The following is a 16,091-nucleotide window of genomic DNA, read 5'->3' as shown; positions in this document are numbered from 1 at the left end:
GCCCGCGCGCGGTCAACAATCAAGAGGAGTAAGTGTGAAGAACGTCGGAGTCATCGGCGGCGGCACCATGGGTGCCGGTATCGCCGAGGTCGTCGCCCGTGCGGGCTCGTCGGTGCGTGTGCTCGAACGTGCGGAGGCCGTCGACGCGGCCCGTGAGCGGATCGCCAAGAGCCTGGCCCGCGCCGTCAAGGCGGGCAAGCTCGCCGAGGCCGACTCTGCCGCCACCCTCGAGCGCATCACCGTGACCACCGACCTGGAGTCGTTCGCCGACTGCGAGCTGGTCATCGAGGCGATGCCGGAGATCGAGTCGCTGAAGCTGGAGTACTTCACCAAGCTCGACGACATCGTGAGCAAGGACGCGATCCTGGCCACCAACACCTCGTCGATCCCGGTGATCCGCCTGGCCAACGCCACGCGCCACCCCGAGCGCGTGCTCGGCATGCACTTCTTCAACCCGGTGCCGGTGATGGCGCTGGTGGAGATCGTGACCACCCTCAAGGTGGATCCGGCCGTGGTGACCAAGGTGGCCGACTTCGCGCGCGACGGCCTGGGCAAGCGCACCATCGAGTCCAAGGACCAGTCCGGGTTCATCGTGAACGCGCTGCTGGTGCCGTACCTGACCAACGCCATCCGGATGTACGAGAGCGGCTTCGCCAGCGCCGAGGACATCGACGAGGGCATGGTGAGCGGTTGCGGTCACCCGATGGGTCCGCTGCGCTTGAGCGACACCGTCGGCCTGGACATCTGCCTGGCGGTCGCCGAGTCGCTGTACGCCGAGTTCGGCCAGGCGCACTACGCGCCGCCGGTGCTGCTGCGCCGCATGGTCGACGCCGGCTACCTCGGTCGCAAGACCGGTCGCGGCTTCTACGACTACTCCAAGTAGTCCGGTCTTCGCAGCAGGCGACTGTTTGCAGTAGACGACGACCCGTCAGAGTTTCCGTAGGAACTCGGGGTCGTCGTCCGGGCCTCGCGGGGCTTCTCGTCGGGACGATGTTCCGGCGGGGCCCTGCGAGGCCTTCGACATCTTCCACAGTATGAACACGACTGTGGCGACGACGATCAGCACGTACACGTAGAGCATGCTCCCGAGCGTACCCGTCGCTGATCGGCGGGGACGTGGCTCAGCGGTTGAGCAGCTCCACCACGTCGGCCTCCCGGAAGCGGCGGTGGCCGCCCGGCGTGCGGATCGACGGGAGCAGCCCGGTGCTGGCCCAGCGTGCCACGGTCTTGGGGTTCACATTGAACATCTCAGCCACCTGACCCGGGGTGAGGGTGTGCTGGCGCGCCATGCTCGGCGTGATGATCGGGTGTTCGGCGAGAGTCATCGTTCCTCCAAATCTCGACCTTTTCGGACATCTCCAGGAATACACCCCGAAGGGGCAGGTGCTCGAATGGTCAGGAAACAGTAAAGAGTCGGTAATGTCCGACTGATCGGGTTCCGTTTCGGCCTCCTCCGCCCGAACACGTAGGCTGGGACCATGACAGATGACCAGGCACAATCGACGGACGGGGCGGCCTCGACGACCCCGAAGGCCAGCATCGGTGCGCTGGTCGGATGGGTGGCGCTGTACACCCTGGTGCGCTTCGGTCTGGTGGTCGTGTTCGCCGCCGTGATCTGGGCGGTCGGTCTGCTCTTCGACGTGAAGGTGCCGCTCCTGGTGGCCGCGGTCTTCGGCGTGCTGATCGCGTTGCCCATCGGCATGGTGGCCTTCAAGACCATCCGGCTGAAGGTGAACGAGCAGATCGCCGCGGTCGACGCCGACCGGGCCGCGCGGCGCTCGGACCTGCATGCGCGGCTCCGCGGCGACAACGACTAGCCGCCGTGGCGCTCGTCGAAGCCACCGATCTGGTGCGCGAATACCGGATGGGCGACGAGCGGGTGCGTGCGCTCGACGGTGCCAGCCTCAGCCTGGACGGCGGGCAGTTCGTCTCGGTGATCGGTCCGTCCGGGGCCGGTAAGTCCACCCTCCTGCACATCCTCGGGGCGCTGGACACCCCCACCTCGGGTTCCATCGTCGTCGACGGGGTGGATCTGTCCACGCTCGACGACGACGCCGCTTCGGAGTTCCGGCGCCATCGGATCGGTTTCATCTTCCAGTTCTTCAACCTGGTCCCGACGCTGTCGGCGTGGGAGAACGTCGCCCTGCCCCGGCTGCTCGATTCGCAGTCGCTGTCGGCGGCCAAACCGCGCGCCGTGGAATTGATGGAGCGGGTGGGCCTGGGCGATCGGATCAACCACCGTCCGGGCGAGCTGTCCGGCGGGCAGATGCAGCGGGTGGCCATCGCGCGCTCGTTGATCATGGACCCCACCATCCTGCTGGCCGACGAACCCACCGGAAACCTGGACTCCAAGACCGGCGCCGAGGTGCTGGCGCTGCTGGCCGAGGTGGCGCACGACGACCCGAACCGGCTGGTCCTGATGGTGACGCACGCCGACAACGCCGCCGACTTCAGCGACCGTGTGATCACCGTCCGCGACGGCAAGGTGACGTGAGCGCGCTCGGGGCGGCACTCACCCGCGTGCGAGTGCTGAACCTGCGCGAACTGGCCAGCCATCGGCTGCGGGTGGTCACCTCGATGATCGTCGTGGTGGTGGCCTCCGGGCTGCTGATCGCGGTGCTCGGCGCCTACGGCTCGATGGCCGCGAGCGTCCGCGCCTTCAACGCGGCCCTCTCCGGCGCCGCGACGGTGGAGGTCGCGGCGATCGCCGACACCGGCGTCGACGCCGCGCTGGTGGGCAGGCTGCGCGCCGAGGTGCCCGACGCGAAGGCCGTGGTGCCGCTGGTCCGCGGCACGGTACTGCTCGACGGCACGCCCACCACCCTCCTCGGCTCGGACCTGCGCGTCACCTCGCTCTCGCCCCAGCTGCGGTCGGCCTTCGCCGCCTCCGGCAGGTCGGTCGACACCGCCGACCTCGACGACGGTGTGGTCGTCGGCGCGGGCACCGGGCTGCGCAAGGGCGACACGGTGGACATCGGCGGCACGCAGGTGCGGGTCCTGGAAGTGGTCGACGACCCGGAGACCAAGGTCCTCAACGGCGGCCGCTTCGTCTTCGCCTACCTCCCGCTGGCGCAGCGCCTGGCCGGGTTGGAGGGGGCCGTGGACTCGATCATGATCGTGCCCAAGGACGGCGTCGCCACCGAGACGCTCAACCGCGAGGTCAGCGCCGTGGTGGACGGGCGCGCCAGCGTCGTGGATCCGGACTTCCGGGTCAAGCAGGCCGAAGTGGCCAGCGCCGTGACCCGCGATTCGACGCTGCTGGTGTCGTTGGTGTCGCTGATCATCGCCGGGTTCCTGGTGTTCAACACGATGAACATGGCGGTCGCCTCGCGGCGGCAGTCGCTGGCGATGATCCGCGCGCTCGGGGCGCGCCGTCGACATCTGGTGACCGATCTGCTCGCCGAGTCCGCCGTCTTCGGCCTGGTCGGCGGTCTCCTCGGGGTGCCCGTCGGATGGCTCGCCGGGCGCTGGGCGGTGGGGCGACTGCCCACGTCGGTGGGCTCGGCCGCGCTCGAGGTGGACTTCGCGCTGCCCGGTTACGCGGCGCCGCTCGCGGTGGCGGCGTGCGTCCTGGCCTGCGTGGCGGCCACCGCGCTGGCCGCCCGTTCGGTGTTCTCGGTGGCTCCGGTGGAGGCGATGGTGCCGGGGGAGACCGCCGACGCCGACCCGCCGGCCCGTCGCCTGCTGTGGATCACCGGCCTGGTGGGGCTGGCGATGGTGATCGGCGCGTTCGTGATGACGCGGACGGTCGAGGGCCGCCCCGCGCTGCTGTCCGGCGCCGTCTACTCGCTGGGCGCGATCCTGGTCTTCTTCGGGCTCACCGTGCCGCTGGTGCGGGGCGTCGTCGCCGTGTGCCGTCGGTTCTCCGGGCCGGGCCGGCTGGCCGCGATCAACAGCGAACGCGCGCCGCGGCGGGTGTGGGCGACGGTGATGACCGTCGGCGTGGCGATCGCGGTGGGCGTGGGGATCTCCGGTGCGCTGAGCAACATGGTCGGCTCCATCGGCAACTCGCTGGAGGGGTTGAGCGACCCGGACATCTACGTGTCCTCCCGCGACAAGAGCGACATCCCGGTGGGGCCGGTGCTGAACCCGGAGATCGCCGAGAAGGCCGCGGCGCTGCCCGGTGTCGAGCGGATCGCCGGCGGGCAGTGGGCCACCGTCAACATCGGCTCGGCGCGCGCCATGCTGCAGGGCCTGGAACCCGGGGCCGCGGCGCCGTTCCTGCACAAGGCCACCCCGGAGGCAGCCGCCCAGACCCTCGCCGGCGACGGCATCCTCATCTCGCGCGTGCTGGCGCGCACCCTCGGCGTCGAGGTGGGCGACACCCTGCGGCTGGCCACACCGTCCGGCTATCACGAGTTGGTGGTGCGCGACACCGTCAACTACGTGACCATCGACTCCGGCACGGCCGCGATCGCGCAGACGCTGCTGGCCGAGTGGTTCGACCGCCCCGGCGACACGTATCTGCAGATCTTCACCGAGCCGGGCGCCGACCGCGAGCAGTTGCAGCGGGAGCTGCGGCGGATCGTCGCCGACTATCCGGGGGCCGGGAATCGGCCGGTGCACGTGTACACCGGCGCGCAGGCGCTCGAGGCCACGCAGGCGACGGTGGAGCAGGCCGGCGCCTTCACCGTGGCGATCCAGTGGATCGTCGCCGGTGCCGCCGCGATCGCCCTGCTCAACACGCTGTTGCTGTCGGTGCTGGAACGACGCCGCGAGCTCGGCGTGCTGCGCGCGATGGGGGCGTCCCGGCGGTTCGTGGTCCGCATGGTGCTGGCCGAGGCCGGGTCGGTGGCGATCGTCGGCGCGGTGGTGGGCCTGGTGATGGGTACCGGGCTGCACTACGTGGCCGACCGGAGCCTGGCCGAGACCACCTCCATCGACATCGTCTATCAGCCACTGTGGTCCACGGCCGGCTACGTGGCGATCGCGGCCGCGCTGTGCCTGCTCGGGGCCGTCGTGCCTGCGGCGCGCGCGGCGCGGATGAACATCACCGAGTCCCTCACCGCCGAGTAGGGTCTTCCGGCATGGCCGAGTACAGCCCCGCGGCGGCGTTCGATGCCGCCGTCTGCATCGTCGGTGCCGGACCCGCGGGGTTGGCCGCCGGGAAAGCCCTGGTCGAGCGCGGCGTCGACGTCGACTGGTTCGAGAAGGGCTCGATGGTCGGCGGGCTGTGGCGGATCGACAACGACAACGGCGGTTCCCCCGCCTACCGGTCGCTGCACCTGAACACCTCGCGGGCGTCGACGCAGTATCCGTCGTTCCCGATGCCCGCACAGTGGCCGGACTTTCCGCACCACACCCTGATGGCCGAGTACTTCCAGGACTTCGCCGAGCGGCACGGCCTGCTGGACAAGATCACGTTCGGGGCTGAGGTGACCGCGATCGTGCCGCTGCCCGGCGACGGCCCGGCCGGCAGCAGCGGGTGGGCGGTGACCCTCGCCGACGGTCGCACCCGCACCTATCGCCGGGTGGTGATCGGCACCGGCCACCACAGCGATCCGCAGCTGCCCGAGTTCGCGGGGTCGTTCGGCGGCGAGAGTCTGCACGCGCACGACTATCACGAGCCGTCGATCTTCGCGGACAAGGACGTCCTGGTGATCGGCGTCGGCAACTCCGGCATGGACATCGCCTGCGAGGCCGCGCGCGTGGCGAGGTCGGTGCGGCTGTCCACCCGGCGCGGGGTGTACGTGATCCCCAAGTACGCCTTCGGCAAGCCGATCGATCAGCTCGCCTCCCCGTACATGGCGTACCTGCCGTTCGCGGTGCAGCGCACGCTGTACGGACTCACCGTGCGGCTGGCCGCGGGACGGCCCCCGGACCGGGGCTGCCGAAACCCGATCACAAGATCCTGCACGCGCACCCGTCGGTGTCTTCGGAACTGTACGACCTCGTCGGGCACGGCGACCTCACCGTGGCGCCCGACGTGGAGTGCTTCGACGGCGACGTCGTGCAGTTCGTCGACGGCACCCGCGCGCACGTCGACGTGCTGGTGCTGGCCACCGGCTACCGGGTGTCGTTGCCGTTCCTGGACCCGGCGGTGTACGACCCGGCGGTGGGGGCCATGCCGCTGTACCAGCGGGTGCTCACGCCGGAGCGGCCCGGGCTGTTCTTCGTCGGCTTCTTCCAGGCGGTCGGCTCGGGCATCCCGCTGATGGAATTGCAGGCCGAGTGGATCGGCGACCTGATCACCGGGGCCTCGGTGCTGCCGCCGGAGCCGGTGATGCGGCGGTGGATCGACGACGACCTGGCCGTCCTCGCGAGCCGGTACGGCGGTTCCGAGCGGCACAGCATGCAGGTCGACTTCTGGCGGTACCGCCGGGCGCTGCTGGAGGCCGGCGCGCTGCGTCCCCACCCGTCGCTGCGTGAGCGCCTGACCCGGCCGCTGCTCGGCCTGCGCTGAGGTCAGCGGGCCTCGGCCAGCAGCCGTCGGGGCGGTACCCCGAACCACCGGCGGCAGGCGCGCGTGAACGAACTGGCCTCGGCGTAGCCGAGCGCGGTCGCGATCTCCGCGGCCGACAGGCCCGAGGGCGCCAGCCGCAGGGCCTGCTCCCGGCGGACGTCGTCGAGGAGGCTCTCGAACCGATCGCCGGTGTCGGCGAGGCGCCGCTGCAGGACGCGCGGATGCAGCGTCAACTCGCGGGCGACCCCGATGAGCGTGGCCTGGCCGAGGGGGAGCAGACGCTCGATGAGGCCGCGCACCAGGTCCGGGGTGGTCAGGTCGACGCGTTCGGCGGCCAGGTAACGCTCGGCCAGCTCGTGGGCGGCCGCGTCCCGGTCGCGGATAGGGGTGTCGAGCACCCGGTTGGGCAGCACGATCCCGTTGCGCGGTTCGTCGAAGGCCACGTCCACGCCGAACAGCTCCCGATAGACGTGCGGGTCCGCGCCCGGCGAGTGTTCGAGGTGCACCGCGATCGGGACGAAGTCGGGGGCGACGAGGAAGCGCATCAGATCGATCCCGATCCCGAGGGCCACCTCGACCGCCTGCTGGCGGTGCACGAGGTGGCGCAGCAGCACGGTGAAGGTGAACTCGGACGACTCCGGTCCGCGGACCAGGGCGGTCGCCAGGGTGGGGCTGTAGCTGTGCAGATAGCGCGACACCTCGTCGAGCGCGGTGCCGACGGTGTCGGAGTGCCGGGCGATGACCGCCACCGGGCCCAGGATGTCGATGCGCTGGCGGCGGGACAGGCGCAGCCCGAAGTCCGGGCAGTTCAGGGTGCGCGCGGCGTCGGTGAAGACGGCGCAGACGGCCGTGTAGGTGACGAACCGGTCGTGCTGCCCGGCGAAGCGCGGATCGACGCCGCGGGCGCGTAGCAGCGCTTCGGGGTCGCCGCCGAGTTCGTGGACCAGGTCGGCGAAGTTCGCCAACGACGAGGCCCGGATGAGGTCGGTCATGGAGCGTGCACCACCTCCCTCGGTCGCGAATGTCGGTGCCGCCCAGGATAGTCGTGTAATGACAAGTAATGGTCGTCATAGGGCAAGACCGATGAGGTGCGCCTCACATACTGTTCGGGATGATCGACGCCGGGTGACGCCCGGGACGAGTAAGGAGACGGCATGACTCATTCCACCAATTCCGCCGAGCCGACGTTCGACGCGCAGGCCTGCGTCGTCGGTGCGGGCCCGTCGGGTCTGGCCGCGGGCAAGGCACTGGCCGACCGCGGTATCGACTTCGACTGGTTCGAGAAGGGCTCGATGGTCGGCGGCCTGTGGCGGATCGACAACGACAACGGCAGCTCGCCCGCCTACAAGTCGCTGCACCTGAACAGTTCGCGGCCGCTCACCGAGTACCCGTCGCACCCGATGCCCGAGCAGTGGCCGGACTTTCCGCACCACACCCTGGTGGCCGAGTACTTCCAGGGCTTCGCGGAGGAGCACGGGCTGCTGGACCGGATCACCTTCGGCACCGAGGTCACCAAGATCGACCCGCTGCCCGGTGACGGCCCGATGGGCGGCAACGGGTGGGCGGTGACCACCGGCGACGGTGTCACCCGCACCTACCGCTATGTGCTGCTCGGCCCGGGGCACCACAGCATCCCGCAGATTCCGGAGTTCGCCGGCGATTTCAGCGGCGAGACCATGCACGCCCACGAGTACCACGAGCAGTCGGTGTTCGAGGGCAAGGACGTGCTGGTGATCGGTGTGGGCAACTCCGGCATGGACATCGCCTGCGAGGCGATCAAGACGGCGAACTCGGTGCACGTGTCCACCCGCAGCGGCGTCCACGTGCTCCCGAAGTACGCCTTCGGCAAGCCGATCGACCAGCTGGGCTCGCCGCTGATGGCCTACGTGCCGTTCCCGGTGGAGCGCGCGCTGTACGGGCTGACCGCCCGACTGGCCGCGGGCCGTCCGGAGGACCGCGGGCTGCCCAAGCCCAATCACAAGATCCTGCACGCGCACCCGACGGTGTCGGCGGAGTTCTACGACCGCGTCGGCCACGGCGACATCGCGGTGCACCCCGACATCGAGAAGTTCGACGACGACGAGGTGGTGTTCGTCGACGGCGTCCGTCAGCACGTCGACATCGTCGTCTTCGCCACCGGTTACAAGGTGTCGCTGCCGTTCTTCGACAAGGACGTCTACGACCCCGCCGCCAACGCGATGCCGCTGTACCAGCGGGTGCTCACGCCGGATCGCCCCGGCCTGTTCTTCATCGGCTTCATTCAGGCGGTCGGCTCCGGCATCCCGTTCATGGAGATGCAGTCCGAATGGGTCGGCGACTTGATCACCGGCGCGTCGGTGCTGCCGTCGGAGGCGGAGCAGCGTCAGTGGATCGCCGACGACCAGGCCGCTCTCGCCGCCCGCTACGTCCGCTCCGAGCGGCACACCATGCAGGTGGACTATTGGCGCTACCGGCGCGCGCTGCTCGAGGTCCGCGCCTACCGGCCCAATCCGTCGCTGCGCGAGCGCCTGACCCGGCCGTTGCTCGGCCTGCGCTGACCCACACCACCTCCCCGAAAGGACCCCCCATGACCGCGAACTCGCAGACCGCGCCGGCCGTCGAACGGCCCGCACCCGCCCTGCCCGCGAAGATCTTCATCACCGGCGCCAACGGCTTCATCGGCCGCGCCCTCGCCGAACGCGCCCGCGAACTCGGCACCGAGGTGACCGGTGTGGACCTGCTGCCCGATGCCGACGCCGGCATTCTCGGGGGCAGCATCTCCGACCCGTCGGAGTGGGCGGCCGCGCTCGACGGTGTCGACGCGGTGATCCACACCGCCGCCATCGTGTCCAACTCCGCGCCCCTCGACGACGCTTGGGAGGTCAACACCTACTCCACCCGGAAGGTGCTGGCCGCCGCCGCCGAGGCGGGGGTGGGCCGCTTCGTGCACCTCTCGTCGGTGGCCGCCTACGGCTTCGACTATCCCGACCAGGTCGACGAGAAGTACCCGGTCCGGGTCAACGGGTACAGCTACACCGACACCAAGGTGAACGCCGAGGCCGTGGTGATGACCGCGCACGCCGCCGGGGAGATCGACTGCACCGTGATCCGGCCCGGCGACGTCTACGGCCCGGCGTCCAAGCCGTGGGTGATCACTTCCCTGGAGATGATCCGCGCCGGGCAGATGGTGCTCCCGAACGGCGGCCGCGGGACTTTCACCCCGGTGTACATCGACACCCTGGTGGACGGCATCCTGCTGGCCACCGCGTCGGAGGCCGGGGCGGGGCAGGTGTTCAACCTGACCGACGGTCACGGCGTGACCTGTGCGGAGTACTTCGGGCGTCTCGGGGACATGATCGACGCCTCGGTCCGCACGCTGCCGACCAGCCTCGCGGTGGCCCTGGCCGGCGCGGTCGGTACGGTGCAACGTCGCCTCGGCCAGGCCAGTGAGCTGACCCCGGCTACCGTGCACATGCTGAACCGACCGGGTGAGTACTCGATCGAGAAGGCGCGCACGATGCTCGGGTACGCGCCGGCGATCAGCCTCGACGAAGGTATGCGCCGCACGCAGGAGTGGGCGCAGCGCGAGGGCCTGCTCACCCGCTGACCGTCGTCGGCCCGTCCTTCGGCTCGACCCGCCTGGCCTCCCCGGCGGGCGCGGACGGTCCCCTTGACCACCCGGGCCCGCCCCGCGGGGCAGGCACACTATGAAATTTTCAAATAACACATCGCGTCGGGAACCGTTCCCGGCACTGGTTTCATGCGCCTCACGCGGCGCTGGTTGACAAGGTCAAGGTTCGTCGCGCATTCGACCGGATCGGTTCACGACGACGCTTCGGATGCTCCGGATCGGCTGGCGGCACGAACCACGGCTGCCGATCGTGGCCGATGAACACTTCCCATCCACCGTGGTGAATCACGGTGTGGTGCCGGCGGCAGAGCAGGACACCGTTGTCCAGACTCGTGGCCCCGCCGTGCTCCCAATGCTCGACGTGGTGTCCGTCGCACCACGACGGCGGAACACCGCAACCGGGGAAGGCGCAACCACGGTCCCGTAGGACCAGCGCCTTGCGGATTCCCGGGGTGAACAGCCGCTTCTCGCGGCCCACATTCAGCGGCACACCGTTGTCGTCGAGCAGCGCCAAAGCCACCGCAGCCTCGCACATGATCAGCTCCGCCGTGCGCGCCGAGATCGGTCCGCCGAACCCGAGCCACGGCACCGCCGTGTCATCCTCGGCCGCGGCGATCGGAATTGAAGCCGTCTGTCCCGCAACGGAATCCAGTACTTGCCCGTTGATGACCACCGCCGCGGGCACCGACAGGGTGACGTGCGGCAAGACTCCGCCGGACTCTGGACGCTCCGAATGCGCCAGATACGTGCGCACCACCTGGGCCATCGCATCCGCGCGCCGCCGCTTGGCCGACCGCCGATCGGACGAACCATCCGGCTCGGGCACCGGCCGCGTGAGCGGATCCAACGCCGCACTGAGTTCCTCGGCTGCCACGATGTCGAAGTCGATCGTCACCGCCACCCGGCCGTCGTCCGTGCGGTTCAGGGTCATCTCGTTCAGGTCGTCACGCTCGGCGACCGGCACGTACCCGTCCGCAGCGTCGGGTTCGTCTTCGACCGGTGCCAACTTGATCGCCCACGCCCGAGCCTTTTCCTTCACCCGCGCCGGCGAGGTCTGCACCATCAACGAATGCACGATCCTCCGGCGATCGTCGTCGGACAAATCCACGCGGCCTGCCACGTGTCCGAGGCCAGACGCCACGGCATCACCGTGTTCCGCCGACACCGCACCATCACGTAAACCACGGACTACCGCGACCAGGTTCTCGTCGGACATCGCCTGCCCGAGCCGGCCGGCGCGGTAGGCGAGGGCCGGTGCCGCCCCGAGTTCGGTGAGGATCGCCGCGGCGGACCGCACATGCTTTCGGGTGGGTAGTCCGACTCGTTCGATCGCGGCGCACGTCGCGGCCACCGAATAGTCGGCCACATTGCGCAACCGTAGAACCGCTGCGGCTACGGCCAGGAGTTCCCGGTCGTCGTCGACCGCTCGCGCCCGGGCCAGGAACTGGGCGAGATTCGCCTGAGTATCGATGTCGGTGCCAGCGGGGATAGTGAGGTCATCGCTCATCAGATCGGCGAAGGCGTTGAGAGTTGCTGCGTCCATGACGCCCACTCCTCAGGTCGTGAGAAGCCAATAGCGAGGGAACCGGTCGAGCCGCGTGACGATCGGTCACCCGGCCACTCATGTTCCGAGAGTTCTGTGGGCGAGTCCGGGATGGTTCATCCCCTCTCGCTTGCCTCTATGGTACACCTCACATTTATCGAGCACAATAGTTCGAGTCGAGATTTTGAACGAACTCCCGCACCTTCTCTACCTGCGTAAAGGGGTGAAGGGGTGGTTCTCGTTGAGACTGCTTCGTTTTCCGGTCAGTCCTTCATCGACCGAAGCCCGGCCAGCCACTCCTCGGCGGCCGGCGACACCAGGGCATCCCGGTCGATGAAGGCATCGACGTCGGCGAGGTACTCGGCCAGGCATTGTTCGCCCAGGCGAAAGCCGACTTGCTTACGGGCCCATTCGAGGTGATTCTCGGTACTCTTGGGCTCGGTGAGCAGTACCAGCGGTGGCGTGGTGAGGGTGCCCGCTCCCTCGGCATATAGGGTCACGCGGACCGCGAACAGCATTATCCCGTACGTCTCGCGATCCGGACCGATGGTCATGTCCATTCGGGCGGCTGCCTCCGGCGGGACGGTGAAGTCGATGGGCAGTTCGGTCGACTGCAATCCGCTGTTGCCGGGGCCCCACGGCAGGCTGACCGCGTAACTGGCATCGACGACGACTTCGCCGCCGGAGCGATGGCAGTCCCAGCTCGACTCGCCGAGGAGTTCGGCCTCAAGCCGCGAGTAGGCAAGCGGAACGTCGGTATTGTTCTTGATGGTGAGATCGACGGACGACGCAGAAATGTCGGGCCTCGTGATTCGGTCGTGAGACGAGACATTGAACTCTTCGGCGGTGATGTCGACCGGCCGGGACAGGGACACGGCTGCGAACTCGGCGTCGGGCACGTCGCCCGACCCGAGCGTCGGGAGCACCGCGAGCACGATGCCGACGACAGTCACGAGCGTGGCCACCGTCGCCCAGACCGGATGGGTCAGACGCCGCCGCAGCGCACTCGCGGGGCGTGGTTCGTCGACCCATCGCGACCAGCCTGGTGGGGGCGGCCCCCAGCGGGGGTCGGGGTGCCAGTCGGCGGGCGGTTGCCAGTCCGGGTGGGGCGGTCTCGGCCAGTTCGGCGGCGGATTGAAGCGCACGGGCGTCTCCTACCGCGCGGCCCGCTGGTAGCTCGACCGGAGTCGGTCGAGCAGGCGCGAGCGCGTGGATTGGATGGCGAACATCTCGTCCAAGTGGGCCATATTGTCGGCGGCGCAGCGGCCGACCTCAGGGTTGCGGGACATGTCGGCGATCTGGGCCTCGGCGGCTTCGGCCGTCGTCACCACCGAGACAGTGCCGATCTCCTTGCGCTGCTCGCCGTCGTGCACCAGCGTCAGCTTCACGGCCATCACCATTGGCGCGGAGGCGAAGGCCGGCTGCACCTGCGGGCCCACGGTGAGCACCATCCGGTCGGCGGCGTCCGGCTTCACCTCGAAACGGATCTCGGTGGTCAACGACTTGTCCGCGGGCTCGGCGCCCCGCATCGGGATCGGCAGCTGATAGCCGACCGAGGCCTGGTCGGGGGCGGGTTTGGTGCCGGTGCAATCCTGCAACTGCTGGAAGTAGACCACCGTGGCGTCGATCTTGGTGATGAGCGACGGTTTGCCGCCCTTGTTCTGCAGCATGATGTCGATCGGGGTGACCTCCACGGCGCCGTCGACGGGGTCGCCGTCGCCGACTATCTGGGCGCCCAAGCTCTGCTGGCCGTCGATGGTGATCGACGCGATCTCCAGATCCACCGGCGGGGTCTTGACCGCCTCGTAGATCTGGAACGCCGAGATCGCCAGACCGATGATGCCGACGATCGCGCCGACGGTGGTCCACAGCGGATTCTCGATCGCCTTGCGAGTGACGCTGCCCCATCGTGAGGTGCGTTTGACCGGCGGCTCGGGGGCATCCTCGGGGACCCAGAGCTCCCAGCCGGGCGGCGGCGGCCCCCACTCGCGCGGGGGTGTCCACCCGGGCGGCGGTGTCCAACCCGGCGGCACCGGCGGCCAGTTCGGCGGCGGACGAAATCGCATGCGGCGAATCGTAGCCGGACGGTCCCGAGACGAGGAGACCATCCGGTTCTTTCGGACGCCCTAACTCAGGCCGAGGGCCACCCCGGTGGCGACGGCCCAGACCAGCATGGCCATGCCGGTGACGGCCAGGGCCGGGATCAGCGCGCGGCCCTGGGCGCCGGTGGCCACCGGGCGCACCGCCACCACCCCGAGGGGGAGGGCGAGGAAACCGAACAGGGCCCACCAGTCGGTGAACGCGCCCGCCCACAGGGTGATCAGGGACGGCAGGAAGACCAGGATCACGAACAGGCTGCGGGTGCGGCGGTCGCCGAGGCGCACCGCGAGGGTCACCTTGCCCGATTCGGTGTCGGTGGGGATGTCGCGCAGATTGTTGGCCACCAGCACGGCGCTGGAGAAGCAGCCGATCGCGATCGCGCACATCAGCCCGGTCACGTCCACCTTCCCGGCGACCACGAACTGGGTGCCGAGCACCGCCACCAGGCCGAAGAAGACGAACACCGCCACCTCGCCGAAACCGGCGTACCCGTACGGACGGCTGCCGCCGGTGTAGTACCAGGCGCCCAGAATGCACACCGCGCCCACGGCCAGCAGCCACCATGCGGTGGTCACCGCCACCGCGATCCCGGCGACGGCGGCGATGCCGAAGCAGGTGAAGGCGGCGGCCTTCACCGCGCCCGGACCGGCGAGGCCGGAGCCCACCAGCCGCAGCGGGCCGACTCGGTCGTCGTCGGTGCCGCGGATGCCGTCGGAGTAGTCGTTGGCGAAGTTCACGCCGATGATCAGCGCCAACGCCACCACCAGCGCCAGCGCCGCCTTCCACCAGACCACCTCGCCCACGTAGGCCGCGGCGCCGGTGCCGACGACGACGGGGGCGATCGCATTGGGAAGGGTGCGGGGCCGAGCGCCCTCGATCCACTGACTCACAGTTGCCACCCGTCGATCTTCCCACCGACGCGCTACGGCCCGTCCCGCCGGGTTACCGGTGCGAAGGCCAGTGAGATTCATCCGAAAGGAGGCTATTTCCCCCACGGGGAAGCTGCCAGCATGTTTGAATGCTGGCTTCCTCCCTCGCGACCGCTCGGCGTCGCTCCGCCGTCGCTGCCCTGTCGTGCGCGCTCTGCCTCGGTGTTGCCGCACCGATGGCACTGGCCACCACCGACGTGACCCCCGCAGCGGCGTCCGCACAGGACCTCCTGGCGGGTCTGGTCAACGACGGCACCCTCACCTGGGCGCCGGGCGCCGCGGGAGCGGCCAGCACCCTGCCGCCGTTGGGCTCGGCCGGCACCCCGACGATCGTCATCGTGACACCGGGTACCGACGACACCGGTCTGCACCCGCGGGTCGACGGTCTCGTGGGTCCGCGCGAAGCCGCCTACGTGAACTACCCGCAGTCCTTCGGGCCGTTCGTGTCGGGCAAGGCGGATCCGCCGTTGGGTCTGCCGTTCCTGGCGCCGGGCTACCAGTCGTCGGCGGCCATCGCCACGGCGGGCAATCTCGACGTGATGAAGGCACTGGTCGGCTACGGCGGACCGGTGCTGTACACCGGATTCTCCCAGGGCGCCGAAGCCCTCGGCGACGCCGCCGAGCAGGGTGTGGCCAGCGGGGTGCTGGACGACAACTCGGTGATTCTGCTGGTCTCCGATCCGCGCAGCCCCTGGGGACTCAAGGGCTGGGCCGCGGATCTGCCGGCCAGCGGCGTGTGGCTCTCGCCGATCCTGGGTGTGCTCGACATCGACAACAACGGCGCCCGCGATCCGGGCAAGACCGGCGACGTACCGGTGGTCGCGGTGATCGTGGCCGGCGATCCGGTGGCCGACTGGCAGTTCAAGTGGTACCGCCCGGCGTCGTCGCTGCTGGTGAACGCCGCCGGATTCCTCGTCATCCACGCGCCGGGCGACGGACCGTACGGCAACCTCGACAAGCTGGGCGAACCCACGGTGATGACCAGCGAGGACGGCAACACCACCTACCTGGTGTACGACACCGAACACCCGCTGGCGCTGCTCAACGCGGCGATCTACGACGTGCTCGGCCTCGAGTACGACGACGAGGACCTGCGGCGTTGGGATCGGAACGCCGAACTCTTCTACGCGATGGAGACGCCGGGCGTCGGCAACACCCGCGACGGCGTGCGAGTGAAGGCGGAGCAGCCGGCGGCGGTGCCCGCCGTGGCGGACACGACGGTGGCATCGCGCACGAGCGTGGATGGCGCAGCGGCGAAGTCCGCCGAGCCCGTCGTCGAGTACCAGGGACGTCATCGGGCCGAGTCTTCGCCCGAGGTGTCCGAGGCGCCGAGCGACTACACCGGCCGCCACCGCGCCGAGCCGACGCCCCAGGCCGCTCCCGAAGCTCCCACGACTTCCGGATCCGACACTTCGGACATCACCCCGGCGGCGCCCGCAGCGTCGGAGACTCTCGAGTCGACCGGGTCGTCGACCGAGCTGGAATAAGCCGAATACGGGCAAGTGC

General features: G+C 69.6%; 14 protein-coding genes and 1 pseudogene. 9 read left to right on the top strand and 6 right to left on the bottom strand.

The window, feature by feature from the left end:
- Window positions 1–34: 34 nt before the first annotated feature.
- On the top strand, window positions 35–883 hold the full coding sequence (locus ACFFJD_RS15705) for a 3-hydroxybutyryl-CoA dehydrogenase (RefSeq protein ID WP_382365840.1): 849 nt from the start codon (window positions 35–37) through the stop codon (window positions 881–883).
- A gap of 238 nt (window positions 884–1,121) precedes the next feature.
- Here ACFFJD_RS15705 and ACFFJD_RS15700 read toward each other — a convergent pair whose 3' ends face one another.
- Window positions 1,122–1,325 (bottom strand): BldC family transcriptional regulator, encoded by a 204-nt coding sequence (locus ACFFJD_RS15700; RefSeq protein WP_382365838.1) that lies wholly within the window; start codon window positions 1,323–1,325, stop codon window positions 1,122–1,124.
- 153 nt (window positions 1,326–1,478) lie between these two features.
- On the opposite strand from ACFFJD_RS15700, the gene ACFFJD_RS15695 reads away from it, so the two are divergent.
- From ACFFJD_RS15695 to ACFFJD_RS15675, 5 genes and pseudogenes are all read left to right on the top strand, one after another.
- Window positions 1,479–1,817, top strand: a complete 339-nt coding sequence (locus tag ACFFJD_RS15695; protein ID WP_382365836.1) for a DUF4229 domain-containing protein — start codon at window positions 1,479–1,481, stop codon at window positions 1,815–1,817.
- Window positions 1,818–1,864: 47 nt separating this feature from the next.
- Window positions 1,865–2,494 (top strand): ABC transporter ATP-binding protein, encoded by a 630-nt coding sequence (locus ACFFJD_RS15690; protein WP_382365962.1) that lies wholly within the window; start codon window positions 1,865–1,867, stop codon window positions 2,492–2,494.
- Complete coding sequence (locus tag ACFFJD_RS15685) at window positions 2,491–5,016, top strand: FtsX-like permease family protein (RefSeq protein WP_382365834.1); 2,526 nt, start codon at window positions 2,491–2,493, stop codon at window positions 5,014–5,016. Before ACFFJD_RS15690 ends, ACFFJD_RS15685 begins: the two co-directional genes overlap by 4 nt.
- Window positions 5,017–5,027: 11 nt before the next feature.
- A pseudogene (locus tag ACFFJD_RS15680) lies at window positions 5,028–5,720 on the top strand (flavin-containing monooxygenase); the annotation flags it as partial.
- 149 nt (window positions 5,721–5,869) lie between these two features.
- The gene (locus tag ACFFJD_RS15675) at window positions 5,870–6,403 is read left to right on the top strand and encodes a flavin-binding monooxygenase-like family protein (RefSeq protein WP_382365832.1); all 534 of its coding nucleotides are present in this window, start codon (window positions 5,870–5,872) and stop codon (window positions 6,401–6,403) included.
- Between the two features lie 2 nt (window positions 6,404–6,405).
- On the opposite strand, the gene ACFFJD_RS15670 is transcribed toward ACFFJD_RS15675, so the two are convergent.
- Window positions 6,406–7,395, bottom strand: coding sequence for an AraC family transcriptional regulator (locus ACFFJD_RS15670; protein ID WP_382365830.1), 990 nt, complete (start codon window positions 7,393–7,395; stop codon window positions 6,406–6,408).
- Between the two features lie 162 nt (window positions 7,396–7,557).
- Here ACFFJD_RS15670 and ACFFJD_RS15665 point away from each other — a divergent pair, with 162 nt between their 5' ends.
- Window positions 7,558–8,940: a flavin-containing monooxygenase gene (locus tag ACFFJD_RS15665; protein WP_382365828.1), complete on the top strand. Its 1,383-nt coding sequence runs from the start codon at window positions 7,558–7,560 to the stop codon at window positions 8,938–8,940.
- 29 nt (window positions 8,941–8,969) lie between these two features.
- Window positions 8,970–9,989 (top strand): NAD-dependent epimerase/dehydratase family protein, encoded by a 1,020-nt coding sequence (locus tag ACFFJD_RS15660; protein ID WP_382365826.1) that lies wholly within the window; start codon window positions 8,970–8,972, stop codon window positions 9,987–9,989.
- A gap of 160 nt (window positions 9,990–10,149) precedes the next feature.
- On the opposite strand, the gene ACFFJD_RS15655 is transcribed toward ACFFJD_RS15660, so the two are convergent.
- The 4 genes from ACFFJD_RS15655 to ACFFJD_RS15640 form a co-directional block, all read right to left on the bottom strand.
- Window positions 10,150–11,556, bottom strand: a complete 1,407-nt coding sequence (locus ACFFJD_RS15655; RefSeq protein WP_382365824.1) for an HNH endonuclease signature motif containing protein — start codon at window positions 11,554–11,556, stop codon at window positions 10,150–10,152.
- Window positions 11,557–11,819: 263 nt separating this feature from the next.
- On the bottom strand, window positions 11,820–12,701 hold the full coding sequence (locus tag ACFFJD_RS15650) for a hypothetical protein (protein WP_382365822.1): 882 nt from the start codon (window positions 12,699–12,701) through the stop codon (window positions 11,820–11,822).
- 9 nt (window positions 12,702–12,710) lie between these two features.
- Window positions 12,711–13,622, bottom strand: a complete 912-nt coding sequence (locus ACFFJD_RS15645; protein ID WP_382365820.1) for a hypothetical protein — start codon at window positions 13,620–13,622, stop codon at window positions 12,711–12,713.
- 60 nt (window positions 13,623–13,682) lie between these two features.
- On the bottom strand, window positions 13,683–14,555 hold the full coding sequence (locus ACFFJD_RS15640) for a 1,4-dihydroxy-2-naphthoate polyprenyltransferase (protein WP_382365818.1): 873 nt from the start codon (window positions 14,553–14,555) through the stop codon (window positions 13,683–13,685).
- Between the two features lie 119 nt (window positions 14,556–14,674).
- Here ACFFJD_RS15640 and ACFFJD_RS15635 point away from each other — a divergent pair, with 119 nt between their 5' ends.
- Window positions 14,675–16,072 (top strand): alpha/beta hydrolase family protein, encoded by a 1,398-nt coding sequence (locus ACFFJD_RS15635; protein WP_382365816.1) that lies wholly within the window; start codon window positions 14,675–14,677, stop codon window positions 16,070–16,072.
- Window positions 16,073–16,091 lie beyond the last annotated feature (19 nt).

This window comes from Gordonia phosphorivorans, assembly GCF_042432625.1.
Classification (GTDB): domain Bacteria; phylum Actinomycetota; class Actinomycetes; order Mycobacteriales; family Mycobacteriaceae; genus Gordonia; species Gordonia phosphorivorans.
This window is presented reverse-complemented; position numbering and strand designations above follow the sequence as displayed.